Raw genomic sequence first — 20,979 nt, 5'->3', positions numbered from 1 at the left:
TTAGGTTTTACTGCATGATCCGGTTACGTCAGCTGGCACAGGCGGCTTCCGTACTGACCTCGCCATTAGCACCGGAAGATATTCTGGCGCTCTTCAACCCTGTCTTCTCCGCGCGCCAGCTGCGTGGAGTGGTGACCCGGGTGGTCCAGGAAACGGCGCAGTCGGCCACTATCTTTTTCCGTCCCGGCCGCGGCTGGCATTCACACCTGGCCGGCCAGTGGGCGCGTATCGGCGTTGAGCTGGACGGCGTACGCCACTGGCGCTCCTATTCGCTGAGTGCTCCCGCCGGCAAGGACCCCGCCATCACCGTCACCGACGTCGGGGCTGTTTCCGGAACCCTGGTCCGGACCACCAAACCCGGTGACGTCCTGTTCCTGGCACCGCCGCAAGGCGACTTCGTCCTGCCCGAGCACCCCAGGCCGCTCCTGATGGTCACCGCCGGCAGCGGCATCACTCCGGTGATGTCCATGATCCGCACCCTGGTTCCCCGCCGCCCGGATGCCGACGTCGTCCTGGTGCATTCGGCCCGCACCCCGGGCGACAGCCTCTTCCGCGAGGAACTCGCCGAACTGGCTGACCAGTTCCCGAACTTCCGGCTGGCCCACTGGTACACCGGCGAACAGGGCCGGATGGACCTGACCAACACGGCCGAGCTCGATGAGATCTGCCCGGACTGGAAGGAACGGGCCGCCTACGCGTGCGGCCCGGACAGTTTCCTGGACGACGCCGAGGCCCTGTGGAAGCAGGCGTCCCTCACCGCGGGTGCCCCAGGTTCCGATGTTGCACTTGCCGGCGATCCCGGCAACCTGATGATTGAGCGGTTCAACACCACCTTCGCCGGGGGTGTAGGGCACGACGGCGGCCTGGTCACCTTTGAGGCGTCGGACCGGGAAATTGACGCCGACGGCGATACGCCGCTGCTCGACGTCGGCGAGGACGCCGGGGTGCTGATGCCCAGCGGCTGCCGGATGGGAATCTGCCACAGTTGCCTGACTCCGCTCCTGGCCGGACAGGTCCGTGACCTTCGCACCAACGAGGTCCACGGCGAACCCGGCCAACTGATCCAAACGTGTGTCTCGGCAGCCGCCGGACCCGTCAACCTCGAACTCTGAGGAGCAATACCGCATGTCAGTAGTTTCAGAAAGCAAAAAAGTCTCCGACAGCAAGACCGCCCCCACCGGAGCGGCAAAGACGCGCCCCGGAGCGCTGGCCGAGTCCGGCAGCCCTACGGTCCGCCCTCCTGCCGCAGCGCACCTTACCGACGAACAGGTAGCTGAGCTGGGCCGCGAACTCGACGCGATCCGCGATGACATCCTCTCGAAGCGTGGAGCTACCGACGCCGCCTACATCCGGCGCATGATCAAGATCCAGCGCGGGCTGGAGATTTCCGGCCGCGCGGCACTGCTGGTCAGCAAGAACAAGGCAGCCTGGGTCACCGGCACCACGCTGCTGAGCCTCGCCAAGATCCTCGAAAACATGGAGATCGGGCACAACGTCCTGCACGGCCAGTGGGACTGGATGCGGGACCCCGACATCCACTCCACCACGTGGGAGTGGGACTTCGTCACCCCGTCGCGCTCCTGGCAGCACACCCACAATGACCTGCACCACCGCTGGACCAACGTGGTGGGCAAGGACAACGACGTCGGGTACAACCTCCTGCGCATGGACGAGAGCCAGCCGTGGAAGCCCATGAACCTGGGCAACCCGCTGTACAACGCCATCCTGGCACCCATCTTCGAGTGGGGCATTGCCATCTACGACCTCGAGCTGACCGATTACAAGGAAGGCAAGAAGTCCAAGGAAGCGCTGAACAAGGACCTCAAGGCCCTGGGCCGCAAGGTGGTCACCCAGTTCACCAAGGACTACGCCGCCACTCCGGCCGTTGCCATGCTCACCGGTTCCGGCAAGCAGGCCCTCTACGGCACGCTGGCTGCCAACGCCATCCGCAACGTCTGGGCCCACGCCGTGATTTTCTGTGGCCACTTCCCGGAGGGTACGGACACCTTCACCGAGGAAATGGTGGAAGGCGAAACCCGCGGTGACTGGTACGTCCGCCAGATGATCGGCTCAGCCAACATCTCGGGCTCCAAGTTCATGCACCTGATGACAGGCAACCTGTCGCACCAGATCGAGCACCACCTCTTCCCGGACCTGCCTTCCAACCGGTACGCCGAGGTTGCACCGCTGGTCCGCGAAATCTGCCAGCGCTACGGCCTGAAGTACACCACGGGCCCCTTGCTGAAGCAGGTGGGATCGACTTGGGGGAAAATCTTCAAGCTGGCGCTGCCCCCGAAGGCAGCGAAGGCCTGAGCTAAAACTTAAGCACAGCAAAAGAACAAAAGAGTGGAGGGGCCAGGCGAAACGCCTGGCCCCTCCACTCTTTTTTGTTATCCGGTCTGCTTTTTCAGGAAGGCGAGCAGGGCTTCGTTGACTTCCGCGGCGTGCGTCCACAGCAGGCCGTGCGGGGCGCCGTCGATCTCCACGTAGTCCGCCGACGGCAAGGCCTTGGCGAAGAGGCGCCCGGTGGAATCGATGGGCAGGATGTTGTCTGCTGTGCCGTGGACAATCAGCGCGGGGACATCGATCCGGGGGATGTCCCCGCGGAAATCCGTAAGCCACGTGGGCTGCGCGGCGACTGAGGCGTTGGCGCCGGATCCCGCTGCGATTCTCCAGCTGGCGTCCACCACTTCCTGGCTGAGCCGCGGCGTGCCCAGGAACGTGTCCGAGTTGTAGAAGTTCTTGAAGAATTCCGTGAAGAACGCGTACCGGTCCGCGGTGACGGCTTCGGTCAGCCCGTCAAAGACGTCCTGTGGAACGCCGTCCGGGTTGTCATCGGTTTTCAGGAGGAAGGGTTCCAGCGATCCGAGGAATACTGCGCGGGCCACCCGGGCCGAACCATACGTGCTCAGGTAGCGGGCAACCTCGCCGGTGCCCATGGAGAAGCCCACCAGTACGGCGTTGTGGATTTCCAGCCTGTTCAGGAGGGTATTGAGGTCGGCGGCGAACGTGTCGTAGTCGTAGCCGCTGGTGGTTTTGGTGGACTTGCCGAAGCCCCGGCGGTCGTAGGTGATCACGCGGTAGCCGGCCGCCAGGAGCGCGGTGGTCTGCTTTTCCCACGAAGATCCGTCCAGCGGGTAGCCGTGGATCAGGACAACGGGCTGGCCGCTCCCGTGGTCTTCGTAATAGAGCTCGGTATCGGTGCTGTTCTCGGTTCCAACGGTGACGAATGCCATCTCGGGGGTCCTTTCGAAGCTTACGGAATCAGTTTCGGGCGCAAGCAAGAGCGGGCGCCCGGCCTTCCCTACTCTAGGGACCGCCGGCCGCGGCACCAAGGATGTGGCTACGGGGAGGGTTGGGGCAGTTCGCACGCGATCTGCGGATTGACGCCCATATAGTTCAAGGGCCCGGCGACGATGGTTACAGCCACCGTTCCTGCTTGGGCGCAGGACCCGGGTGCCCCGCCGAAGTAGCCGCGCTGCCAGGCGGCGATTCCTCCGATGATCAGCCAGATAATAATCAATGCTCCGAGAAACTTCATGGTGTCCTCCCAAGGCCGTGGCTGCTGGTGCGTTCAAGTATGCGCCGATAACGTAATTCCAGACAGGACGCTCTCGCACTAAATGGTGCTTAATCCGGAATGCTCTCACTTTCTTGAGAAAAGTGAGAGAGCGTCGGTGGAAAACGTGCGTTAAGTGAGAGAGCGTTTCAGGGGCGGGCGCCGAAACCTCCGCCGCCGCCCGGACCCTGGGCTGCGGTGTACTCGCCGGCAGTCACGGTACCCACCTGATCGGCGCCGTCCAGGGAGCCGTCGCCTACTCCGGCGCTGACCGTGGCCGTGCCGCCGGTGTAGACCGTGTATTCCTCGCCGTCAGTGATCGCGGCCGAGGAGAACACCAGGGACGCGGTGGCCTTGGTGGTCACGAAGGCACTCACCACGTTGCCTGCGGCATCGGCGATCTGCACCACCGTGCCGCCCGGAACAGAGGATCCCAGCGTGACCTGCACGCCGGACTGCGTCGAGGAGGTGCCCGGGGTGACCACCATGCCCACGCTGCCAGCCGCTGCCACGGTGCCGCCGGTGACGGTCAGTTCGCCGTTGACGTCCAGGGCCCCGTTGCCGGAGTTCGTGGGGCCGTTGACCACCACGGTGCCGCCGGAGATGGTGGCGTTGCCGTTGGAGTCCAGGCCGTCGCCTTGCGAGTTAATGGTCAGCGAGCCGCCTGTGATTTCCACCGTGTAGTCACCTACCGTTTCACCGCCCCCCATGCCGCCGCCCATCCCGCCCTGGGCGGAGGCGGAGGTGGAGGCCCCGCCCGAGGCGTTCACGCCGTCGTCGTTGGCGGTGACGCTGGCCGTGCCGCCGGACATTACGATGTGCTGGGCCTCCAGCCCTTCCTCGGACTTGGCCACGGTGGTGACGCCGGCGGCGATGGTGAGGGTGTTGAAGGCCTTGATGCCGTCGTCGGCCGCGCTGACGTTCAGGGTGCCGCCGTTGATGAGGACCCAGCCGCGGCCTTCGTCCTCCTCGTTGTCCGACTTGAAGCCGTCGTCGCCGGCGGTGACCTGGTAGGCGCCGTCGAGCAGGACCGCATAGTCCTTGCCCACGATGCCGTCGTCGGTGGCGTTCACGGTGACGTTTCCGGCGGCCAGCACCAGGCCGTCCTTGGAGGAGATGCCGTCGTCGAAGTTGCCGTCCACGGTCAGCGTGCCGGTGCCGGCGAGGGTCAGATCCGCCTGTGAGTAGAGCGCCGCGTTCGGGGCGTCCTCGGCGGTGTCCGTGTAGGTGGACGCGTCATTCAGGGAGTTTGACGTGCCATCCTCCAGGAACACGATGGCCTCGTTGGCGCTTTGGACCATAAACGGCGAGCCGGTGGAGCTGGAGATGTCCGCGCCGTCCAGGATGATCCGGACCACGTCCTCTTCGCCGGCGGCCACCACCACCTGCCCGTCGGACAGGGAACCGCTCAGGCGGTAGGTGCCGGCGGCGCTGATGGTGACGGTGTCGCCGTCGACCTTTACAGCGTCCGACGACGAGCCGGAGGCCACTTTGCTGCCACTGTCCGCCAAGGTCACGGCTACTTCGGCGGCCGCATCCCAGGTGAGGTCATCGGCGTCGTAGTGGGTGTCCGCGGCGAGGGTGTCCAAGGAAACAGCGGCCTGGGCAGCACCGGACGTCGTGGACGAGTTGGAAGTGCCGGAGGAGGTGGTCCCGGTGCTGGATGTTCCCGTGGCGGTTCCGGCGGCGGAGCAGCCGGCCAGCCCGACGGCGAGGGCGAGGGCGGTGACGGACAGGGCGGTGCGGAAGCGGTTCATGGTGTGTTCCTTCGAAGTCAGGGGGGAGAGAGTCAGGCGGCGGGGCGGAGGTTCATGGTGCGGCGGAGCGTGCGGTTCCAGCGGTTGGCCGGCAGTTCCGGGCAGAGCGCCGCCATGCCGGTGGCGAACTTGGAGATCCGGGAAGGCCGGATCCCGTAGGCCCAGAGGTGCCGGTCCAGCGGGCCGGACGCGGAGCCGGACTTGGTTTCGAGGATCGCGGCGCCGTCCAGGACCCAGGCCTGCCCGCCGGGGCGCTGCCAGGTGACGTCGGTGTCGATGGTGGCCCGGCTGCCGGATTCCGGCAGGTAGAGGGTGGTGCGGTGGTAGCGGGTTTCGAGGACCGGTCCGAGGGCTCCGGCGGGCGCTCCGCCCACCGCGGCGGCGAGGGTTTCGTGGACGTATTCCAGGCCTTCGGCCGTCAGCCGCGAGCGGTCCGTGAGCTCGTAGGGGATGCGTTCCTTGACGGTGGCTTCGCGGGCGCCTTCGGTTTTGACCTCCAGGAAGCTGAGGGCGCTGTCCACATACGTCCTGGTGCGGACCTTGTAGCGGCGCCGGCGCCCGTGGGCGGCGAGCATGTAGCTGTCCAGCTGCGCGGTGTCGAAGTACACGGAGTCGTACGCGAAGAGGCGGGAGCCGTCCATTTCCAGGACCCGGACCTCGGCCTCAAACGTAGCCAGGAGCTCCTGCGCCAGGTCCTCGGGGACCACGTACTTGCGGTCCAACCGGGTCTGCAGCGCGGCTTCGGCGTTCAGTTCGTCGAGCCCCACCGCCGGCAAACCGCTGAGGCTGCCGACGCCGGCGCCTGCGGGGGCGTTCATGCCGCACCTGCCGAGGCACGGACGGGGTCGGAGGCCCGGTCGGGAGCGGCCGCGAAGTCGGCAGGCACAACGGGCGCTGTTTCCTCTGCGGAGTGCGTCATCTGAGGTGCCGGGTCAGCGTGCCGGGGTGCCGCCGTCGTGATGGCTGAGATGGTGGCGTGGGAGGCCGGCTGGAGGATGCGGGGAGTGTAGGCGTACCGGACGTCCACGATGGTTTTGTCGTTGACCAGGTCAAGTTCCTGGACGGTGGCGGAGTGGACCTTGCCCTGCAGGACTTCCTCGAGCCGTGCGTACAGTTCGCCATCCTCCGCCAGTGCCCGGTCCAGGATGACCGTCTGGTGCCGGTGGGCGGGCAGTACCCGGGGGTGGTCGCCAACGAACATCACCAGCAGGATCAGGCTCATCAGCGAGGCAGTCAGCCAGACGGGTTCGATGCCGAGTCCGGCGATGAGGCCCAGTGCCAGCGCCGAGAAGTAGTAGGCCACCTCGTGCTGGGCCAGTTCGGTGGAGCGGAGCCGGATGATGGACAGGACGCCGAAGAGGCCAAGTCCCAGGCCGATTCCGGCTGCGGAGCCGGACAGCGCGGTGGCCACGGCCAGGACGCCCACGTTCATGCCCAGGTACGAGACCACCAGGTCGCGGCGGCGGTGGCGGCGGAGGTAGAGGACGAAGGTGAGGATGCTGATGGCCGCGAGGTCTGCGGCAATGAAAATGAGGGAAGTCATCGGGATTCTCCGGAATCTGTTGGTGGGCTGTTCTCTACGATCCCCGGCGATACTGTGCAGGTGCTGTGCCGGAACCAAGGCCCGAATATGAGTGCCGGCAGGGCGTTCGCCTGCTGTTCCCCGGGCGTTATGCAGCCGCCGTTCTGCCTGGCGGACTTCGATCGATAGGATCAAACCCGTGCTCCGACTTAAACGCCTTGCGGTTTTCTGCGTGTTCGCGATCTGCGTCATCACCGCGGTGGCATTCTGGGCGCTCGGGCAGTCCGGTGCGGACTCCCGCGGGGCTCTTCCTCCTCCGCCACGGGCTGAGGCGAAACTCGAAGCGGCCTCCACTGGCCTCACCACTGCCGTGAATGTCACCCGGAACGCGGACGCCGAGTGGCTCATCCAGGCTGCCGCGCAAACCGGCATACCCGCCCGCGCGCTTCGGGCCTACGTGGGTGCGGCCAGCGCGGCCAATCATTCCGCTCCGGGGTGTGGGATCGGCTGGAATACGGTGGCGGCGGTCGGCTTCGTCGAATCCCACCACGGAGCGTACGGCGGCGGAAGCCTGAATGCAGCGGGGCAGTCGAGCGGGCCACTTGTCGGCCCGAGCCTGGACGGCAACGGATTTGCCGCCATCGCTGATACCGACGCCGGCGTCCTGGATGGCGACGCCCGCTGGGACCGCGCCGTTGGACCCATGCAGTTCATTCCCTCCACCTGGGAGCTGGCGGGACGGGACGGGAACGGTGACGGCGAGGCGGATCCCTTCAACATCGATGATGCCGCCCTCAGCGCGGCCGGCTACTTATGCGCCCATGGCCGCGACCTCACCGCCTCAAACGGATGGACTGCGGCCATCTACTCCTACAACCAGTCCGGCTCCTATGTGGACCAGGTGCGCCGCCACGCCACCGCTTACGCCGAGAAGACGACCACCGCCGGATAAGACCTCGACTACCCGCGTAATGTCCCGGGGTGGTGGCCGCGGCTCAGGTCCAGATTCTGATTCGCGGCCTCCCGTGCGGTGCTCCCGGCCGTGCGCCGGGAAAAGAGGAAGCGCTGCTGCACCACGTAACTGATGGACAGGAGCGCGATTTCCGCCAGGATCTTTGCCGGCAGGGCTGCGACGGAGAGCGCCTCCAGGGCTGAGATGAGGCCAAAGTTGGCCGCAAGCAGAACAAGAACCAGGCCGAAGTACGGCGCGCCGGACGCGGTTGCCCTTGCGTGGTTTGTTCTGGAGAGGAGTCATGCCTCATTTGTAGGCAACGAAGCTATCGCTTCGATTTGCCGAGGATGTGCTTCGCCTGTGAAAGGGGTGGGCCTGGGCAGCGCAGCCCGGGCAGCGCAATGGCCGGCCCAACCGTGGTTGAGCCGGCCATTGGACCGGAGGACTGTGTCAGCGGGTCAGACGGCTGCGCCTTCGAACGAGATGCGCTTTGCCGCTTCCTTTGCCTCGATCTTTTCCGCCTCGGCCAGGACCTGGTCGGCTTCGTCGCGCCGGACCACGACGACGCCGTCGGCGTCCGCCACCACGATGTCCCCGGGGGAAACCACGACGCCGTCGATCGCCACCGGGATCTGCAGCCGGCCCGGGCCGAACTTGTAGGGCCCGGCGGGGGTGACCGAGCGGGCGAAGACCGGCAGTCCGCAGTCCGCCAGGGCGTCGGCGTCCCGGACGGCGCCGTCGATCACGAAGCCGGCCAGGCCCATGTTCTTGGCGCGGAGGCCGATCATGTCGCCGATCAGGGCGCGGGACTGGTCCCCGCCGCCGTTGACCACGATCACGTCGCCGGGCTGCGCGTCGTCGAGGGCCTTGTGGATGTACAGGTTGTCACCCGGGCGGGTCCACACCGTATAGGCGGGTCCGGCGAGCTTGGCGCCGGGCCAGCTGGGCGACAGGGCGGACGCCACGCCGATCCGTTCCTGGGCGTCGCCGATGTTGGCCGCCGGGATGGCTGCCAGGCGGCGCACCAACTCAGCCGTGGAGAGGGGACAGAGTTCTGCCTGCACGGTGTCGCCGGCCTTTCTGGTGGTGTCCATGGTTACTGCTGCTTCAGGAGTTCATCGATGACCGGCTTGATCAGGGTTTCGCGCTCTTCCCACATCTTGCTGACCTCGGCGGCCGGGACCCAGGTGGGCTGTGTGGCGGCACCCTTGAGCTTTTCCTGCACGGCAGCTGTCTCGGCAGCCTTCTTCAGGGAAGACTCGAGCCTTGCCACAACTTCCTTCGGCGTCTTGGACGGGACAGAGAGGGCGAAGTTGCTGGCCATCGGCTTGACGTCATAGCCGGCGCTCTTCATGGTGGGAACATCCGGAACGAACGGGCTGGCCTTGTCCTCGATCACGGTCAGGAGCTTGATGTCCCCGGACTTGTACTGGCCGAAGAAGCTGGACACGCCGCCGAGGGCGAAGTCCACCTCGCCGGAGACGATGGCCGCTACTTTGTCTGCGCCGCTGTTGTAATGCACGATGTTGAAGTCCAGGCCCAGCTGGTTTTCCAGGAGGCGCAGGTTGATGTGGTCGTCACCGGCACGCGAGTCGGTGCCCACGGTGATCTTGCCGGGCTCAGCCTTGACGGCGTCGAACAGTTCCTTGAGGGTCTTGTACTTGCTGTCCTTGTTGACGCCGATCACCACGGAGTTCGTGGCGAAGGAGCCGATGGGCGTGAAGCTGCTGCGGTCAAAGGCCGCTTTTTTGCTGGGATCTAGGTAGCGGCCCAGGATGGACGGGATGTTGGTGTAGCCGAACGTCAGGCCGTCCGCCTTGGACTGCGCCACGTAGTTCAGGCCTACAACCTGGCTGCCGCCCTCCTTGTTGACCACCTTGATGTTGGCGCCGAGGTCCTCCTGCATGGCCGGTGCCACGATGCGGGCCAGGATGTCGTTGCCGGCGCCGGCGGCGGAGGGGACGATCCACTCGATGGTGGCGCCCGCCTTGGGGAAGTCCGCGGCCGCGGAAGTGGTGCTGCTGCCTGCCTGGCCGCCGCAGCCTGTGAGGGCCAGGGCAACTGATGCGGCAAGTGCGGTGGCGGTCAGTGCGGTGAGTTTTTTCATTTCGCAAGCTCCTTTGGTGCGATGGGGGTGATGGTCTTTTTCTTCAGCATGGAAGCAATGAGGGGGCGGACTGCGCCGAACAGGATGGCCAGGACAATGACGCCGATCAGTGTGAGGCTGATGGGGCCCTGCAGGAACACGTTGTAGTCGCCGCGGGAAAGCGCCAGGGAGCGCTGAAAGTTCTCTTCCAGCAGCGGGCCGAGGATGAGTCCCAGGACCAGCGGGGTGAGCGGCACTTTGACCAGTTGGAAGATGTAGCCGAGGAGCCCGGCGCCCAGCATGATCAGGATGTCGAAGGCGCTGCCGTTGATGGAGTAGGTGCCCAGGAACATAAAGGCCAGGATGGCGGCCATGAGGTAGTGGAACGGGACCTTCAGGACCGCGATCCAGACCCGGGCCAGCGGGACGTTGAGTACCAGCAGGATGAAGTTGCCCACGATGAGGCTGGCGATGATGGCCCAGGCGACGTCGGGGTTGTCGCGGAACAGCAGCGGCCCGGGGATCAGGCCGTTCATGGTGAACGCGCCGGCCATGATGGCCACTGTGGCGGAGGTGGGGATGCCCAGGGTGAACAGCGGAATCATGGACGAGACGGCCAGCGCGTTGTTGGCCGCTTCCGGTCCGGCGATGCCTTCCACAGCGCCCTTGCCGAATTCCTTCGTGCGCTTGGAGATCCGCTTTTCCGCGGCGTAGGACGCCAGTGACGTTGCCGCGCCGGGGGAGCCCGGCAGGAGGCCCATGAAGAAGCCGATCACGGAGCCGCGCAGGGACGGGAAGGCCGAGCGGCGCAGGTCCGTGCGGGTGGGCAGGAGCCTGGCAACCTTGAGCGGGCTCGGGACACCCAGCGGTCCTTTTTGGGCCTGGCCCAGGACTTCGCTGAGGCCAAAGACGCCCATGACGATCGCCACCAGGCCCAGGCCGTCGAACAGTTCCGGCATGTCAAAGGTGAAGCGGGCAATGCCGACGCCCGAATCCACACCGACGGTGGCGATGCCCAGTCCGGCCGCGGCACTGAGCAGCGCCTTGGCGGGGTTGGAACCGGCGAAGCTGGTGATCAGCGCGAAGCCCAGGAGCGACACCAGGAACAGTTCGGGGGCACCGAACTCCAGGGCAAGCCGGCTGAACGGTGCCACCACCACAAAGCCGATGACGCCGACCAGGCCGCCCACGAAGGAGGCGAGCGCCGCGATCACCAGGGCCGGACCGCCGCGGCCTTGCTTGGCCATCTGGTAACCGTCCAGGGTGGTGGCGATGGAGGAAGCTTCGCCGGGAATCCTGAGCAGGACCGCCGTCGTGGTTCCGCCGTAGGCCGCACCGTACAGGATGGCAGCCAGCATGATGATGGCGGAGGTGGCATCAAGGCCGAAGGTGACCGGGATGAGGAGAGAGACGGCGGCAGCCGGCCCGAAGCCCGGAAGGACTCCCACGAGCATGCCCAGGACACAGCCCAGCAGCGCGAACAGGAGGTGTTCAGGGGTGAAAACGGTGGCCAGGCCACCCAGGAGCTGATCGAATCCCACGGCTACAGCCCCAGTCCTGCGAGGAAGTCGATGTTGGCCGTCGGCAGGGCCGTTCCCAGCCAGACCTCGAAGACCAGGCGGGAAGCCAGTGCGGAACCGACCGCCACCAGTGCCGCCATCCAGAGCTTCCGCTTGCTGACGAAGAACAGGATGGTTCCCAGCATCAGTGTCATCACGATGGTGTAGCCCAGCAGGGGGAGCAGCAGTGCTGCCAGGAGGATGGCGCCGGAGATGATGCCCACGCGTGCCCAACCTTGGCGGTCCGGGAAATCCGGGGAGTCCGGCTCGTCGCTGTTGTCATCATCGAGCAGGGAAACCAGCGCGGATTCCGATTCGTGGTGCGGCGGCAGGGACTCCACCGTATCGCCGGTAACGTGGACCGGAACGGCGGTCCGGCGGGCGGCCACCAGCTGGATGATCCACAGGACCCCGGCCAGGGCCATCAGGGTGCCGGCCACCGTGGGAAAGAATCCGGCACCCACGCCGGAGGTGTTTGTCAGCCCGTAGCCGGCGCCGACCACTGCCATGGCCAGCCCTCCGGCGACGGCTGCTGAGGCCACCGTCCATTCAAGCGCAACAGGTGCGTTGAGGGTTTGCATCTTCGTTGTCCGCCTCTCTGCGGCAATGTGGAGAAAATAGGGAAAGCAGGATTGGCCATAAACCAATCTTGCAACCTTGCACAGGATTGCATGTCCGTGAGAGAGTGTCAAGCATCACAGTATTTCGAGCACGGATCTCAAAGGAGAGCCAGAGTGAGTTTCAAAGCAGTAGTGGCCAGCAGCACGGTCCAGCTCAGCGCCTCCGAGGAGCGCGTCATGAACGTCCTGATGGGGGACGACATGTCGGGGATTCCCGCCGCGGAGGTGGCGGAGCGGGCCAAAACGCACGAATCCACCGTGGTTCGGCTGGCAAAGAAGCTGGGCTACCGCGGCTACCCGGACCTGCGCAATGACCTGCGCAAGGACGAGACGCAGATCCAGGAGGATCATGGCGGAATCATGCGTGGAGACACCGGCTATGACTTGTCCGCTTTCGTCGCCGACGAAATCGTGGCGTTGAAGCGGCTGCCCCACTTCGTCTCCCAGGAAGACCTTGACGCTGCGGCCAGGACGCTGCACGAATCCCGGACCATCTACCTGTTTTCCAGGGATGATGAGAAGCCCACCCGAGACCTGATGGCGCGGCGCCTGCGCAGGCTGGGTCTGACCACAGTCACGCTGGGGACCGCACCCAAGGACCTCGCCGAACGGTTTGTCAGCTTCAACGAAAACAGCACGCTTATTGGATTCGCGCTACGGGAGGCTCCAGTCCAGCTCGCTGCGCTGGTGTCCGAGGCTGCCCGGCGGGGCGGCAAGAGCATCCTGATCTCGGACGTGCCCGGCTACCACTTCCGCCCCAGCCCGGACCATCTCATCACGGCCAGGCGCGGCGACGACGGAGAGTACCGGACCCAGCTGATTCCCGTTCTCCTGGCCTACGCACTGCAGCTTGCAGTGTTCCACTTGGACCCCACCCGGTACAGGGCGGCAAGGGACGGAATAGAGGATCTGACCCGCCTGTTGGGCGGGGCGGACGAAATCCCGCTTCGGGCGTGAACGCCGCCAACTGGCGGACAGCCCTCAGCGCGCAGGCAGTCCTGGCGCAGGCCTCCTGGGTGGGAATCCGGCTCATCATCGGGTACCGGGCGCTCGCCGAAGGCGCGGACCCGGTATTCCTGGGCGTCCTGGCATCGAGCTTCGCGCTGCCAGCACTACTGACAGCCCTGCCCGCGGGCAGGCTGGCTGACAGGTTCGGCGGCACCGCGATGGCCTTCATCGGGCTGCTGACCGCGGCCGCCGGAACCCTCACCATGCTGGCGGTCCGCGGACTTCCCGTCCTGCTGGCTGCCAGTGCGCTCATCGGCCTGGGTCATCTCATGGTGATGGTGGGCCAGCAGGCATTTGTGGCCCACGTCAGCAGTGAAGGTTCCACTGACAGCGCATTCGGCACATTGACCGCCGCCGCGTCCATCGGCCAGCTCATCGGTCCGCCCGCGGTCACCCTTGTCGCATCGCTGGGTGTTCCGGCCGGGGCGCAGCCGGACACCAGCCTGGGACTGCTGGTGTGCCTGGGCTTCAGTGCGTTGGCCACGCCGGCGTACTTCTTCCTCCGCCGCACGGACGCGCGTCTCCGCAAGGGCAGGCACAAGAGCGCGGTTGAGCCCGTCAGCGTGGCCGGCGTCCTGAAAGCACCCGGGCTGTGGCGCTCGCTGGTGGTCAGCGGTGCCGTCCTGGTGACCGTGGACCTGATGTACGCGTTCGTGCCGGTCTGGGCCACCGAACAGAACGTGAGCGCCGCCGTCGTCGGATTGCTGCTGGCCCTCCGGGCCGCTGTGTCAGTCGCGAGCAGGGTGGGCCTGACCCGGCTGATCGGGCGGTTCGGCCGCAAGGCGATGCTGATTGTGTCCATAGGCGCCGCCGTACTGTCCCTGGCCGCTTTTCCGCTCGTGGGACCGTATGGTGCCATTGCGGTGATGGTCGGGCTGGGACTTGGGCTCGGCATTCCGCAGCCACTCACCATGGCCTGGGTGGTGTCCCTGACTGCGTCCTCGAGCCACGGCGCGGTTCTGGGCCTGCGCATGACGGTCAACCGGCTGGCGCAGATTACGCTGCCCATCGCCGTCGGCTCTTTCGCCGCACCCCTTGGTGTGCTGGGGATCTTCTGGGCCAACGCCGCACTGCTCCTGGGAGCCATTGCGGTGGTGGCAGGGTCCGACGCCGGCCGGCCGCCAGAGGCTGAATAGGTCACGTCTGTTGATGGCCAAGCGGGTGGGAAAGCAGGCGGACAGGCGCGAACGTGCCGCTTACTGCTGGTGTTGTGGCGTCGGCTTCTGGCGGGCGGTGGCGTCCGCCGGGCAGAGCTGCAGTGCGAGCTCCTGCAGTTCCTTGGGGCGGAACGGCTTGGTCAGGTAGGCGGCAGCGCCGGAGGCCATTCCGGCCAGGATGTCGTCTTCCTCGGACCGGGCCGTGAGGAACAGCATGGGAGCGGTGCTTAACGCACGGATGGCCCTGGCTACGACGTGCCCGTCCATGTCCGGCAGGCCAAGGTCCAGAGTGATCAGCGCAACCGATGGTTCAGCGGCCGCGGCAATTCCTGCGGCGCCGTTGGCGACCGAACGTACGGAGAAACCTGCGCGCGTCAGGACCACCGTGATCAGACCGCGGATGTCATCGTTGTCCTCGATGACAAGGCAGATGCGTTTTGTTTCCATGAAAGCCCCTCAGCCAGCTTTTGCCACCAGTGTACGGGCTGGTGGGGTGGGTAAACCGTCAACGTGACGTATTACGCAAACTGCCCGCCGGTCGTCTCAGCGGTCACCTCGCCCGCCGCCGGCTGCGGGGCGGGGCTCAGCCGTCGTAGTGCGTCTGGGCCGGCCCCTGGCCCAGCGCATTCACCACGGCCGCCGCGACGATATGCAGCTTGGAATTGCGGGTGCTGGACGCCGCTTTAAGCAGGTCAAATGCCTCCTGCTGGCTGCACCGGTTCTGGGCCATGATGATGCCCACCGCCATGTCGATCACCGTGCGGGATTCGAGGGTGGCACGCAGGTGCGCCGCCGTCTCGCTGTAATGCGCGAAGCGCACCGCAAGCCGCAGGGCCAGCGACGTCTGGCGGACGAAGTCCTCCGCCGCCTTCAGGACTCGGCATTCGAAGCGGGAGGTCCGGTGGGAGTACAGGAGGAGCGTGGCTTTGGTTTCCCCCTCCAGCCGGAACGGGATTGCCAAGACCGAACGGATGCCTTGATCCAGGACGGCCTCGCAGTATTCCGGCCAGCGCTCTTCGTCCTTCACATCAGGAACGTGGACCGTCACCTGCTTCAGCGAGGCAGCCATGCCTGGGCTTTGCTCGGACTGGTATTCAATCTGGCTGACAGCGCGGGCAGCGGCGCCGCTGCTGGCTACCGTGGCGGCCTTGCGCTGGCGCAGAAGCGTGATGCCGCACAGCACTTCGTCGCCGGGTTCGGAAAGATTGCGCGCCGAAACGCGGGCGAGCTCATCCAAGAACTCCTCTACGTCGGAGCTATTGAGTAGTTCTTCGTGCAGGTGCTCGGTGATTGATGTAGCTGATTTTGCTGTTGACTCGCTGGCCACGGGTTCTAGGTGCCATTCGCTCAGGTCAAAACGAGCCGGCAACTCCCCGCACAACCCCTGCCGTGGAAGCAAAAAGGGTGGCGACGGTCGCTGGATCGACGAACTGTCCAACGGCCTGCTGCTAAACCGATAACCAGAAGTATATACAGGCCAGAGCCTTGGGAAGCGCCACAAGACGGCCAGCGGCGGACTACTCAGGTGCTACTTGGGGACCCTGCTGATGGCATCGCCCGACGATCCGCCAGCGGGGTCTGTTGGCTTGAAACTACAAGGAATGCGGTAGGTTCCTGATCGATTGCGCGATGAGTCCCGGCACATCGGGACGTGTCCCCGCCGGTCGGCAAAAACTGAGTACCCTGCCCCACATCCAAGAGGTCGCTTCAGAGGAGGCCCGTAAAAGTCCAGTACTGCTACGCGTTGTTGGGACCAACGGGGCCGGGAAGTATGGGCGTCATCGATCAGCCGGAAGCAAAGTCCCTTAGTGGTTCCCGATGGCTGCGCGTCTCACCAAGTGTCTTTACCCTCAGCCCAAAAGGAGTCTCACTCATGCGCAAAATGACGAAGAAGAATCGGGTCCTCGCAGCAGCCGGTGCATTGGCACTGGTGGTAGGCGGCGGCGGCGCTGCCTACGCCTACTGGACCACTACCGGTACCGGTTCCGGTAACGCAACCAACTCGGCAGGCGGCGGCACCGTCACCCTGCATGCCAACTTCACCGGCGGACTCACTCCCGGAGCCTCCCGTGCGGTGACTTACACAGCTGATAACGCTGACGTGAACACGAGCACCAAGGTGGGGGCACTGACCGCCACAGTGACCACCAACGTCGTGGGCTGCCTTCCTGCCTGGTTCGACGTCACTGCCGTCACCGACGACGTCACCGTCGCGAAGGCCTCCACCGGCACCACCGTTGGCAGCGGAACCCTGACGTTCAATGACAACGCAACCGTCGATCAGAACGCCTGCAAGAGCGCCGTCGTGACCATCACAGTGGGCAGCGTCTAACAAGCTTCGCCGGCGGGGAGGATCAGAACCTTCCCGCTGGCGAATTCCACCTCCTCCCGCTCATTTCAGATCAGGTCAGAAGGGCTGAACGTGCAGAACGAATCTGGGAACTTCCGCACGGCCATGCGACGAATACCCACGAGAGCAAGGGTGCTCGTGACGCTTCTGTTGCTGCTCATTTCGGCGGGCACCGTCGTCGCGGCCAGCCAGGGCGGGAGCCAAGGCAACAATGCGAAGGGCGTCACCATTCAGGTGAATCCATCCAGCCGGACCGTTGACGGGGGCGACTCGGTCAGCTATTCGGTGACACTGACCTCCACCACCGGGTTCAGCGGCAGCGTCACACCCACCGTGTCAGGCCGTCCGGCGGGCACGACGGCGGGCTTCGCACCGGCGTCGGTCACGCTCGCTTCGGGCAAGACTGCCACCGTCACGCTCACGGTGACGACGTCGGGCACCACCCCCGACGGCAAAGCGGACCTGACCATTGCTACGATGGCCGGCCCAACCCAGGCTGACGCCGTCGTGGTCCAGCTCTTCGTCCAGTCGTCCAACAAGACCTTCAGCATTTCGGGGAATCTCGGCACCCAGCTCACGCCCGGAGCAACGCTCCCGCTGAACCTTTCGATTTCCAATCCCAACAACAAGACTCTGGCCCTGAGCGGCCTTTCGGTCGCTATTACAGCCATCAACCGGACGCCCGCTGCAGTGGCTGCGGGGCTTACCTGCACCGCCGCGGACTACGTGGTAACCAACTACTCGGGCCCGTATCCGCTCAGCGTTCCACCCGGCACACAGACACTTGAGTTGCTCGGCGTCGATTGGCAGAAGTGGCCCCGAATCTCCATGCTGGATACCACGCTGAACCAGGACGGCTGCAAGGGCGCCACGCTCCAGTTCGCCTACTCCGGCTCAGGGCAGGGAAGCTGACATGACACCGAAGCACAAGAAGACTTCCCGACGGTTGGCTGCCAAGACTGCGGCAGCAACCATGACCCTCTGCCTCGCCACGGGAGTGGGCGGCGCGTACGCCTACTGGGCCACGGTGGGTGCCGGGTCCGGCGCCGCCACTAACGGCACCATGGCTACCGTCACCGTAGAGGCCCTTGTGGCGGGCGACAGCCCGCAGAACACCCTTGTCCCGGGCGGCACCGCCGACGTTGCCGTCCGGGCATTCAACCCCAACGGCCACGCCGTGCAGGTTTACGCCATCCGCGGCAACGGCGCCGCGACGGCAGACGCCGGCCACCCTGGCTGCACCACAACCGGCGTGACCTTCGTTGCGCCTGCGGTTCCGCTGGCCCCAACAGTCAACATTCCGGCGAACTCATCCGTGGATATCACTTTGTTGGGCGCCGCCGCCATGTCCACGGTGTCATCGTCAGGCTGCCAGGGCGCAGCGTTCAGTTTGCCCCTCACTTTGGAGGCACGGAAATGAACCGCCTCATCCAGGCCATGCCACCCGTGCAGCAGCCGCGGGCGCGCCGGAAGGCCCGCATCGCCGGCGTTGTGGCTGCGGCACTCGTCATTTCCTGGGGCGCCCCGGCGGCAAGCGCCTACTGGCAGACCCTCAGCAGCAACTCCGGTGGCGCCAGGGCCGATTCCATTCTTGGGGTGGCTGCCCCGACTGCGTCCGTTTCGGCAGGGACCGCTGCTGTCAGTTGGGCGCAAAGCACGACGGCGGCGGGCCGGGCGGTTTCCGGCTACACCGTTGCACGCTACTCGTTGGCGACCGGAGGTACCAAGGTTGCTGCCGGCGGAGCCTGTTCGGGAACCATCGCAACGCGCGCCTGCAGCGAGGCTGCACTGCCGGAGGGTACTTGGTACTACACCGTCACGCCGGTTCTGGCGTCGTGGGTTGGGCCGGAAAGTGCCCGGAGCGGGGGAGTCGCGGGCCTGGATACGACGCCGCCGGTGGCGCCCACCCTCACCGTGCCGACGTTCGTGAACACGTTGAACGTACTCAAAGTCGCCGCCAACGTCACAGCTGAGACAGGGTCCTCAGTGAAAGTTACGGTTACCGATACGCCGCCGGTTGGGACACCGCAGCAGACACTCACCCAGACCCTTACGGCGGATGGCTCTGTTCAGACGATGAACTTCGACCTATCCAGCTTTGGCCAAGGAACCATCACCTATTCGGCAATTGCAACAGACGCGGCTGGCAACGTCAGTGCCCCTAAGACGGCTTCATCAGCCAAGGATACGGTAGCGCCATCGGCCAAGGTCACCCTCGGCAGCCTGAACGGGACCGCTGAGACGGGGGATACAGTCAGCATCAAGTACTCCGCTGACATCGACAGCAAATCCATCTGCAGCACCTGGACCAATGGCCTGCAGCCTCTGGATATTGCCGGCAATAACGTCGTGACAGTGACTATTAGTAACACGAACATTCTCACGGTCACCACCTCAGCCGGCGCGGCCTGCGCTCCTAACATCGGTCCAGTGACCCTCCGCGGCAGCTACGTGACTTCCGGATCACTAACCTTCAAGGGAAATTCAGGCAGCGGAACCCCGTCGAAGGTCGCATGGAACGATGCAACTCAAACACTGACAATCACTCTGGGCAGCCGAACAGGCACTGCCAATACAGGTGTGGCAGCGTCCTCGCCCACTGTGGCGCCGCCCACCGGTGTTACGGACACCTCGGGCAACCCAGCAATCAGCGCGGCCCCGGACGCAACGTCCAGGTTCTAGACACCCGTAATCCAACGCCAGCCTCCGGATCCCCTCCCGGAGGCTGGCATTGTGTTGCCAATTGTGGGCAGAATGAAGCTCACGTTGGCGCTGCCGACGGTGGACCCGAGACCAGCCGGCAAGGACGCCGCGGAGGGACAGGAACATGACCAGACTGCTCATCATCGGGCCGCCGGGCTCAGGGAAAGGCACCCAAGCGGTGCATATCGCCAAGCACTTCAGCATTCCGACTGTATCCACGGGCGAAATCTTCCGGACCAATGTCAGCCAGGAGACGCCGCTGGGGCTGGAAGCAGCCAAGTATCTCGACGACGGTGCTTTTGTGCCGGACCAGCTCACCAACGCCCTGGTCAAGGACCGGCTCCTCGACGCCGATCTGCAGCCCGGTTTCCTGCTGGACGGGTACCCCCGGACTGCTCCCCAGGTCATGGAACTGGACAACATGCTGGCTTCGCAGGGACACCGCCTCGATGCCGTGGTGGAACTCCGCGCACCGGATTCCGAACTGGAGCAACGGATGCTGCAGCGGGCCAAGGAACAGGGCCGGAAGGACGACACCCTCGAAGTCTTCCGGCACCGGCTGGACCTCTACCACCGCGAAACCCACGAGGTCGTGGCAGTCTACGCTGGCCGGGGCATGGTGGTTTCGGTGGACGGCAGCGGGAGCCCTGGCGAAATCACCGAAGCGGCCATTGCCGCCGTCGAAAAGTTTCTGGCCGCGCGGGTGTCCCCATGAGAGTTGCAGTGACAGGCGGAAGCGGAAAACTGGGACGGCACGTGGTCCGCAGGCTGACCGACGACGGCCACCAGGTGCTGAACCTGGACCGGGCGGGGGAGCGGCACCCCGGGCTGGCCATTGTGGACCTGCGCAACTACGGCCAGGTCCTCGACGTGTTCCTGGGACTCGATGACCGGCATGACGGCTTCGACGCGATCGTCCATCTGGGTGCCATTCCGGCACCGGGCATCATTCCGGATGCCGCCACGTTCGAGAACAACATGCTCTCCACCTACAACGTCTTCCAGGCTGCTCGGCGGGCCGGGATCAAGAAGGTGGTTTACGCCTCCAGCGAGACGGTCCTGGGGCTGCCGTTCGACGTCGACCCGCCCTACATCCCGGTGGATGAGGAATACCCCGCCCGGCCGGAGAGCACTTACTCCCTGGTGAAGCACCTCGAAGAGCAGATGGCCATCGAGCTGACGCGGTGGGATCCGGAGCTGAGCATCGCGGGCCTGCGGTTCTCCAACGTCATGGACCCTGAGGACTACGAACGGTTCCCGTCGTTTGATGCCGACGCAAGGGCGCGGAAGTGGAACCTCTGGGGCTACATCGACGGGCGCGACGGCGCGCAGGCTGTGGCGCGGGCGCTCGAAAACGGCCAGCCCGGATTCGAGGCTTTCATCGTCGCGAACGCGGACACAGTGATGACGCGTTCGAGCGCCAGCCTTGCCGCGGAGGTGTTCCCCAACGTCACCGTGACCAAGGAACTGGGCGAACACGAAACCATGCTGTCGATCGACAAGGCCCGGCGCCTGCTGGGATTCGAACCTGAACATACGTGGCGGACCTACCACTCCAACAGGACCACGCCCACGGAGGACTGACGCACCGAAAACTGATCGGAAGGGTCGGCGGAGGAGGGTGGTCCCTCAAGAATTCCGCAGGCACCGAAGGGTTGGCACAGGATCGGCCCAGATCCCGCTGGCGTGCGTAGCGGGCTCCTACT

Annotated in this window: 22 protein-coding genes; 11 read left to right on the top strand and 11 right to left on the bottom strand. The window is 65.4% G+C overall.

Annotated elements, in window-relative coordinates; genetic code table 11:
* The first annotated feature begins 14 nt into the window (after nt 1-14).
* Both ACZY0Q_RS09740 and ACZY0Q_RS09735 read left to right on the top strand, forming a co-directional pair.
* Entirely contained in the window at nt 15-1,112 is a 1,098-nt protein-coding gene (locus ACZY0Q_RS09740; RefSeq protein WP_463916144.1) for a ferredoxin reductase, read from the top strand.
* Nucleotides 1,113-1,125: 13 nt separating this feature from the next.
* Nucleotides 1,126-2,313 carry a fatty acid desaturase family protein gene (locus ACZY0Q_RS09735; RefSeq protein ID WP_463916143.1) on the top strand — a complete coding sequence of 396 codons (1,188 nt, stop codon included), beginning with the start codon at nt 1,126-1,128 and terminating at the stop codon, nt 2,311-2,313.
* Between the two features lie 77 nt (nt 2,314-2,390).
* On the opposite strand, the gene ACZY0Q_RS09730 is transcribed toward ACZY0Q_RS09735, so the two are convergent.
* The 5 genes from ACZY0Q_RS09730 to ACZY0Q_RS09710 all read right to left on the bottom strand — a co-directional run bounded on the left by ACZY0Q_RS09730 (nt 2,391) and on the right by ACZY0Q_RS09710 (nt 6,859).
* Nucleotides 2,391-3,236 (bottom strand): alpha/beta fold hydrolase, encoded by an 846-nt coding sequence (locus ACZY0Q_RS09730; RefSeq protein WP_463916142.1) that lies wholly within the window; start codon nt 3,234-3,236, stop codon nt 2,391-2,393.
* 107 nt (nt 3,237-3,343) lie between these two features.
* Nucleotides 3,344-3,541, bottom strand: coding sequence for a hypothetical protein (locus ACZY0Q_RS09725; protein ID WP_463916141.1), 198 nt, complete (start codon nt 3,539-3,541; stop codon nt 3,344-3,346).
* 167 nt (nt 3,542-3,708) lie between these two features.
* Complete coding sequence (locus ACZY0Q_RS09720) at nt 3,709-5,316, bottom strand: carbohydrate-binding domain-containing protein (protein ID WP_463916140.1); 1,608 nt, start codon at nt 5,314-5,316, stop codon at nt 3,709-3,711.
* A 32-nt stretch (nt 5,317-5,348) separates the two neighbouring features.
* The gene (locus ACZY0Q_RS09715; RefSeq protein ID WP_463916139.1) at nt 5,349-6,134 is read right to left on the bottom strand and encodes a polyphosphate polymerase domain-containing protein; all 786 of its coding nucleotides are present in this window, start codon (nt 6,132-6,134) and stop codon (nt 5,349-5,351) included.
* Nucleotides 6,131-6,859, bottom strand: coding sequence for a DUF4956 domain-containing protein (locus ACZY0Q_RS09710; RefSeq protein ID WP_463916138.1), 729 nt, complete (start codon nt 6,857-6,859; stop codon nt 6,131-6,133). The genes ACZY0Q_RS09715 and ACZY0Q_RS09710 overlap by 4 nt, the downstream gene beginning before the upstream one ends.
* Before the next feature lie 178 nt (nt 6,860-7,037).
* Here ACZY0Q_RS09710 and ACZY0Q_RS09705 point away from each other — a divergent pair, with 178 nt between their 5' ends.
* Nucleotides 7,038-7,790: a lytic transglycosylase domain-containing protein gene (locus tag ACZY0Q_RS09705; protein ID WP_463916137.1), complete on the top strand. Its 753-nt coding sequence runs from the start codon at nt 7,038-7,040 to the stop codon at nt 7,788-7,790.
* Between the two features lie 458 nt (nt 7,791-8,248).
* Here the strand turns inward: ACZY0Q_RS09705 and ACZY0Q_RS09700 are convergent, their stop codons facing one another.
* Genes ACZY0Q_RS09700 through ACZY0Q_RS09685 form a run of 4 tightly spaced genes read right to left on the bottom strand, consistent with a single transcriptional unit; the run spans nt 8,249 to nt 12,016 of the window.
* Nucleotides 8,249-8,884, bottom strand: coding sequence for an RraA family protein (locus ACZY0Q_RS09700; protein ID WP_463916136.1), 636 nt, complete (start codon nt 8,882-8,884; stop codon nt 8,249-8,251).
* Nucleotides 8,885-8,886: 2 nt separating this feature from the next.
* Nucleotides 8,887-9,897, bottom strand: coding sequence for a Bug family tripartite tricarboxylate transporter substrate binding protein (locus ACZY0Q_RS09695; RefSeq protein WP_463916135.1), 1,011 nt, complete (start codon nt 9,895-9,897; stop codon nt 8,887-8,889).
* Entirely contained in the window at nt 9,894-11,417 is a 1,524-nt protein-coding gene (locus ACZY0Q_RS09690) for a tripartite tricarboxylate transporter permease (protein WP_463916134.1), read from the bottom strand. The genes ACZY0Q_RS09695 and ACZY0Q_RS09690 overlap by 4 nt, the downstream gene beginning before the upstream one ends.
* 2 nt (nt 11,418-11,419) lie before the next feature.
* A complete protein-coding gene (locus ACZY0Q_RS09685) occupies nt 11,420-12,016 on the bottom strand; it encodes a tripartite tricarboxylate transporter TctB family protein (protein ID WP_463916133.1) in 597 nt (198 codons plus the stop codon).
* 153 nt (nt 12,017-12,169) lie between these two features.
* Here ACZY0Q_RS09685 and ACZY0Q_RS09680 point away from each other — a divergent pair, with 153 nt between their 5' ends.
* Together ACZY0Q_RS09680 and ACZY0Q_RS09675 are read left to right on the top strand one after the other, a co-directional pair.
* Nucleotides 12,170-13,012, top strand: coding sequence for a MurR/RpiR family transcriptional regulator (locus tag ACZY0Q_RS09680; RefSeq protein WP_463916132.1), 843 nt, complete (start codon nt 12,170-12,172; stop codon nt 13,010-13,012).
* Nucleotides 13,009-14,199, top strand: coding sequence for an MFS transporter (locus tag ACZY0Q_RS09675; RefSeq protein WP_463916131.1), 1,191 nt, complete (start codon nt 13,009-13,011; stop codon nt 14,197-14,199). The genes ACZY0Q_RS09680 and ACZY0Q_RS09675 overlap by 4 nt, the downstream gene beginning before the upstream one ends.
* Nucleotides 14,200-14,259: 60 nt before the next feature.
* Here the strand turns inward: ACZY0Q_RS09675 and ACZY0Q_RS09670 are convergent, their stop codons facing one another.
* Both ACZY0Q_RS09670 and ACZY0Q_RS09665 read right to left on the bottom strand, forming a co-directional pair.
* Entirely contained in the window at nt 14,260-14,667 is a 408-nt protein-coding gene (locus tag ACZY0Q_RS09670; RefSeq protein ID WP_463916130.1) for a response regulator transcription factor, read from the bottom strand.
* Between the two features lie 136 nt (nt 14,668-14,803).
* Nucleotides 14,804-15,547 carry a GAF and ANTAR domain-containing protein gene (locus ACZY0Q_RS09665; protein WP_463916129.1) on the bottom strand — a complete coding sequence of 248 codons (744 nt, stop codon included), beginning with the start codon at nt 15,545-15,547 and terminating at the stop codon, nt 14,804-14,806.
* 546 nt (nt 15,548-16,093) lie between these two features.
* On the opposite strand from ACZY0Q_RS09665, the gene ACZY0Q_RS09660 reads away from it, so the two are divergent.
* The 6 genes from ACZY0Q_RS09660 to ACZY0Q_RS09635 all read left to right on the top strand — a co-directional run bounded on the left by ACZY0Q_RS09660 (nt 16,094) and on the right by ACZY0Q_RS09635 (nt 20,857).
* Nucleotides 16,094-16,552 carry a hypothetical protein gene (locus ACZY0Q_RS09660; protein ID WP_463916128.1) on the top strand — a complete coding sequence of 153 codons (459 nt, stop codon included), beginning with the start codon at nt 16,094-16,096 and terminating at the stop codon, nt 16,550-16,552.
* A 156-nt stretch (nt 16,553-16,708) separates the two neighbouring features.
* Nucleotides 16,709-17,482 (top strand): hypothetical protein, encoded by a 774-nt coding sequence (locus ACZY0Q_RS09655; RefSeq protein ID WP_463916127.1) that lies wholly within the window; start codon nt 16,709-16,711, stop codon nt 17,480-17,482.
* A gap of 1 nt (nt 17,483) precedes the next feature.
* A complete protein-coding gene (locus tag ACZY0Q_RS09650) occupies nt 17,484-17,990 on the top strand; it encodes a hypothetical protein (RefSeq protein WP_463916126.1) in 507 nt (168 codons plus the stop codon).
* Complete coding sequence (locus ACZY0Q_RS09645; RefSeq protein ID WP_463916125.1) at nt 17,987-19,252, top strand: hypothetical protein; 1,266 nt, start codon at nt 17,987-17,989, stop codon at nt 19,250-19,252. Before ACZY0Q_RS09650 ends, ACZY0Q_RS09645 begins: the two co-directional genes overlap by 4 nt.
* A gap of 145 nt (nt 19,253-19,397) precedes the next feature.
* Nucleotides 19,398-19,988 (top strand): adenylate kinase, encoded by a 591-nt coding sequence (locus tag ACZY0Q_RS09640; protein WP_463916124.1) that lies wholly within the window; start codon nt 19,398-19,400, stop codon nt 19,986-19,988.
* A complete protein-coding gene (locus ACZY0Q_RS09635; RefSeq protein ID WP_463916123.1) occupies nt 19,985-20,857 on the top strand; it encodes an NAD-dependent epimerase/dehydratase family protein in 873 nt (290 codons plus the stop codon). The genes ACZY0Q_RS09640 and ACZY0Q_RS09635 overlap by 4 nt, the downstream gene beginning before the upstream one ends.
* Nucleotides 20,858-20,979: the final 122 nt, after the last annotated feature.

This window comes from Pseudarthrobacter lactosi, assembly GCF_055412785.1.
The sequence above is the reverse complement of the archived record's forward strand: the minus strand, read 5'-3'. Positions and strand labels throughout refer to the sequence as shown.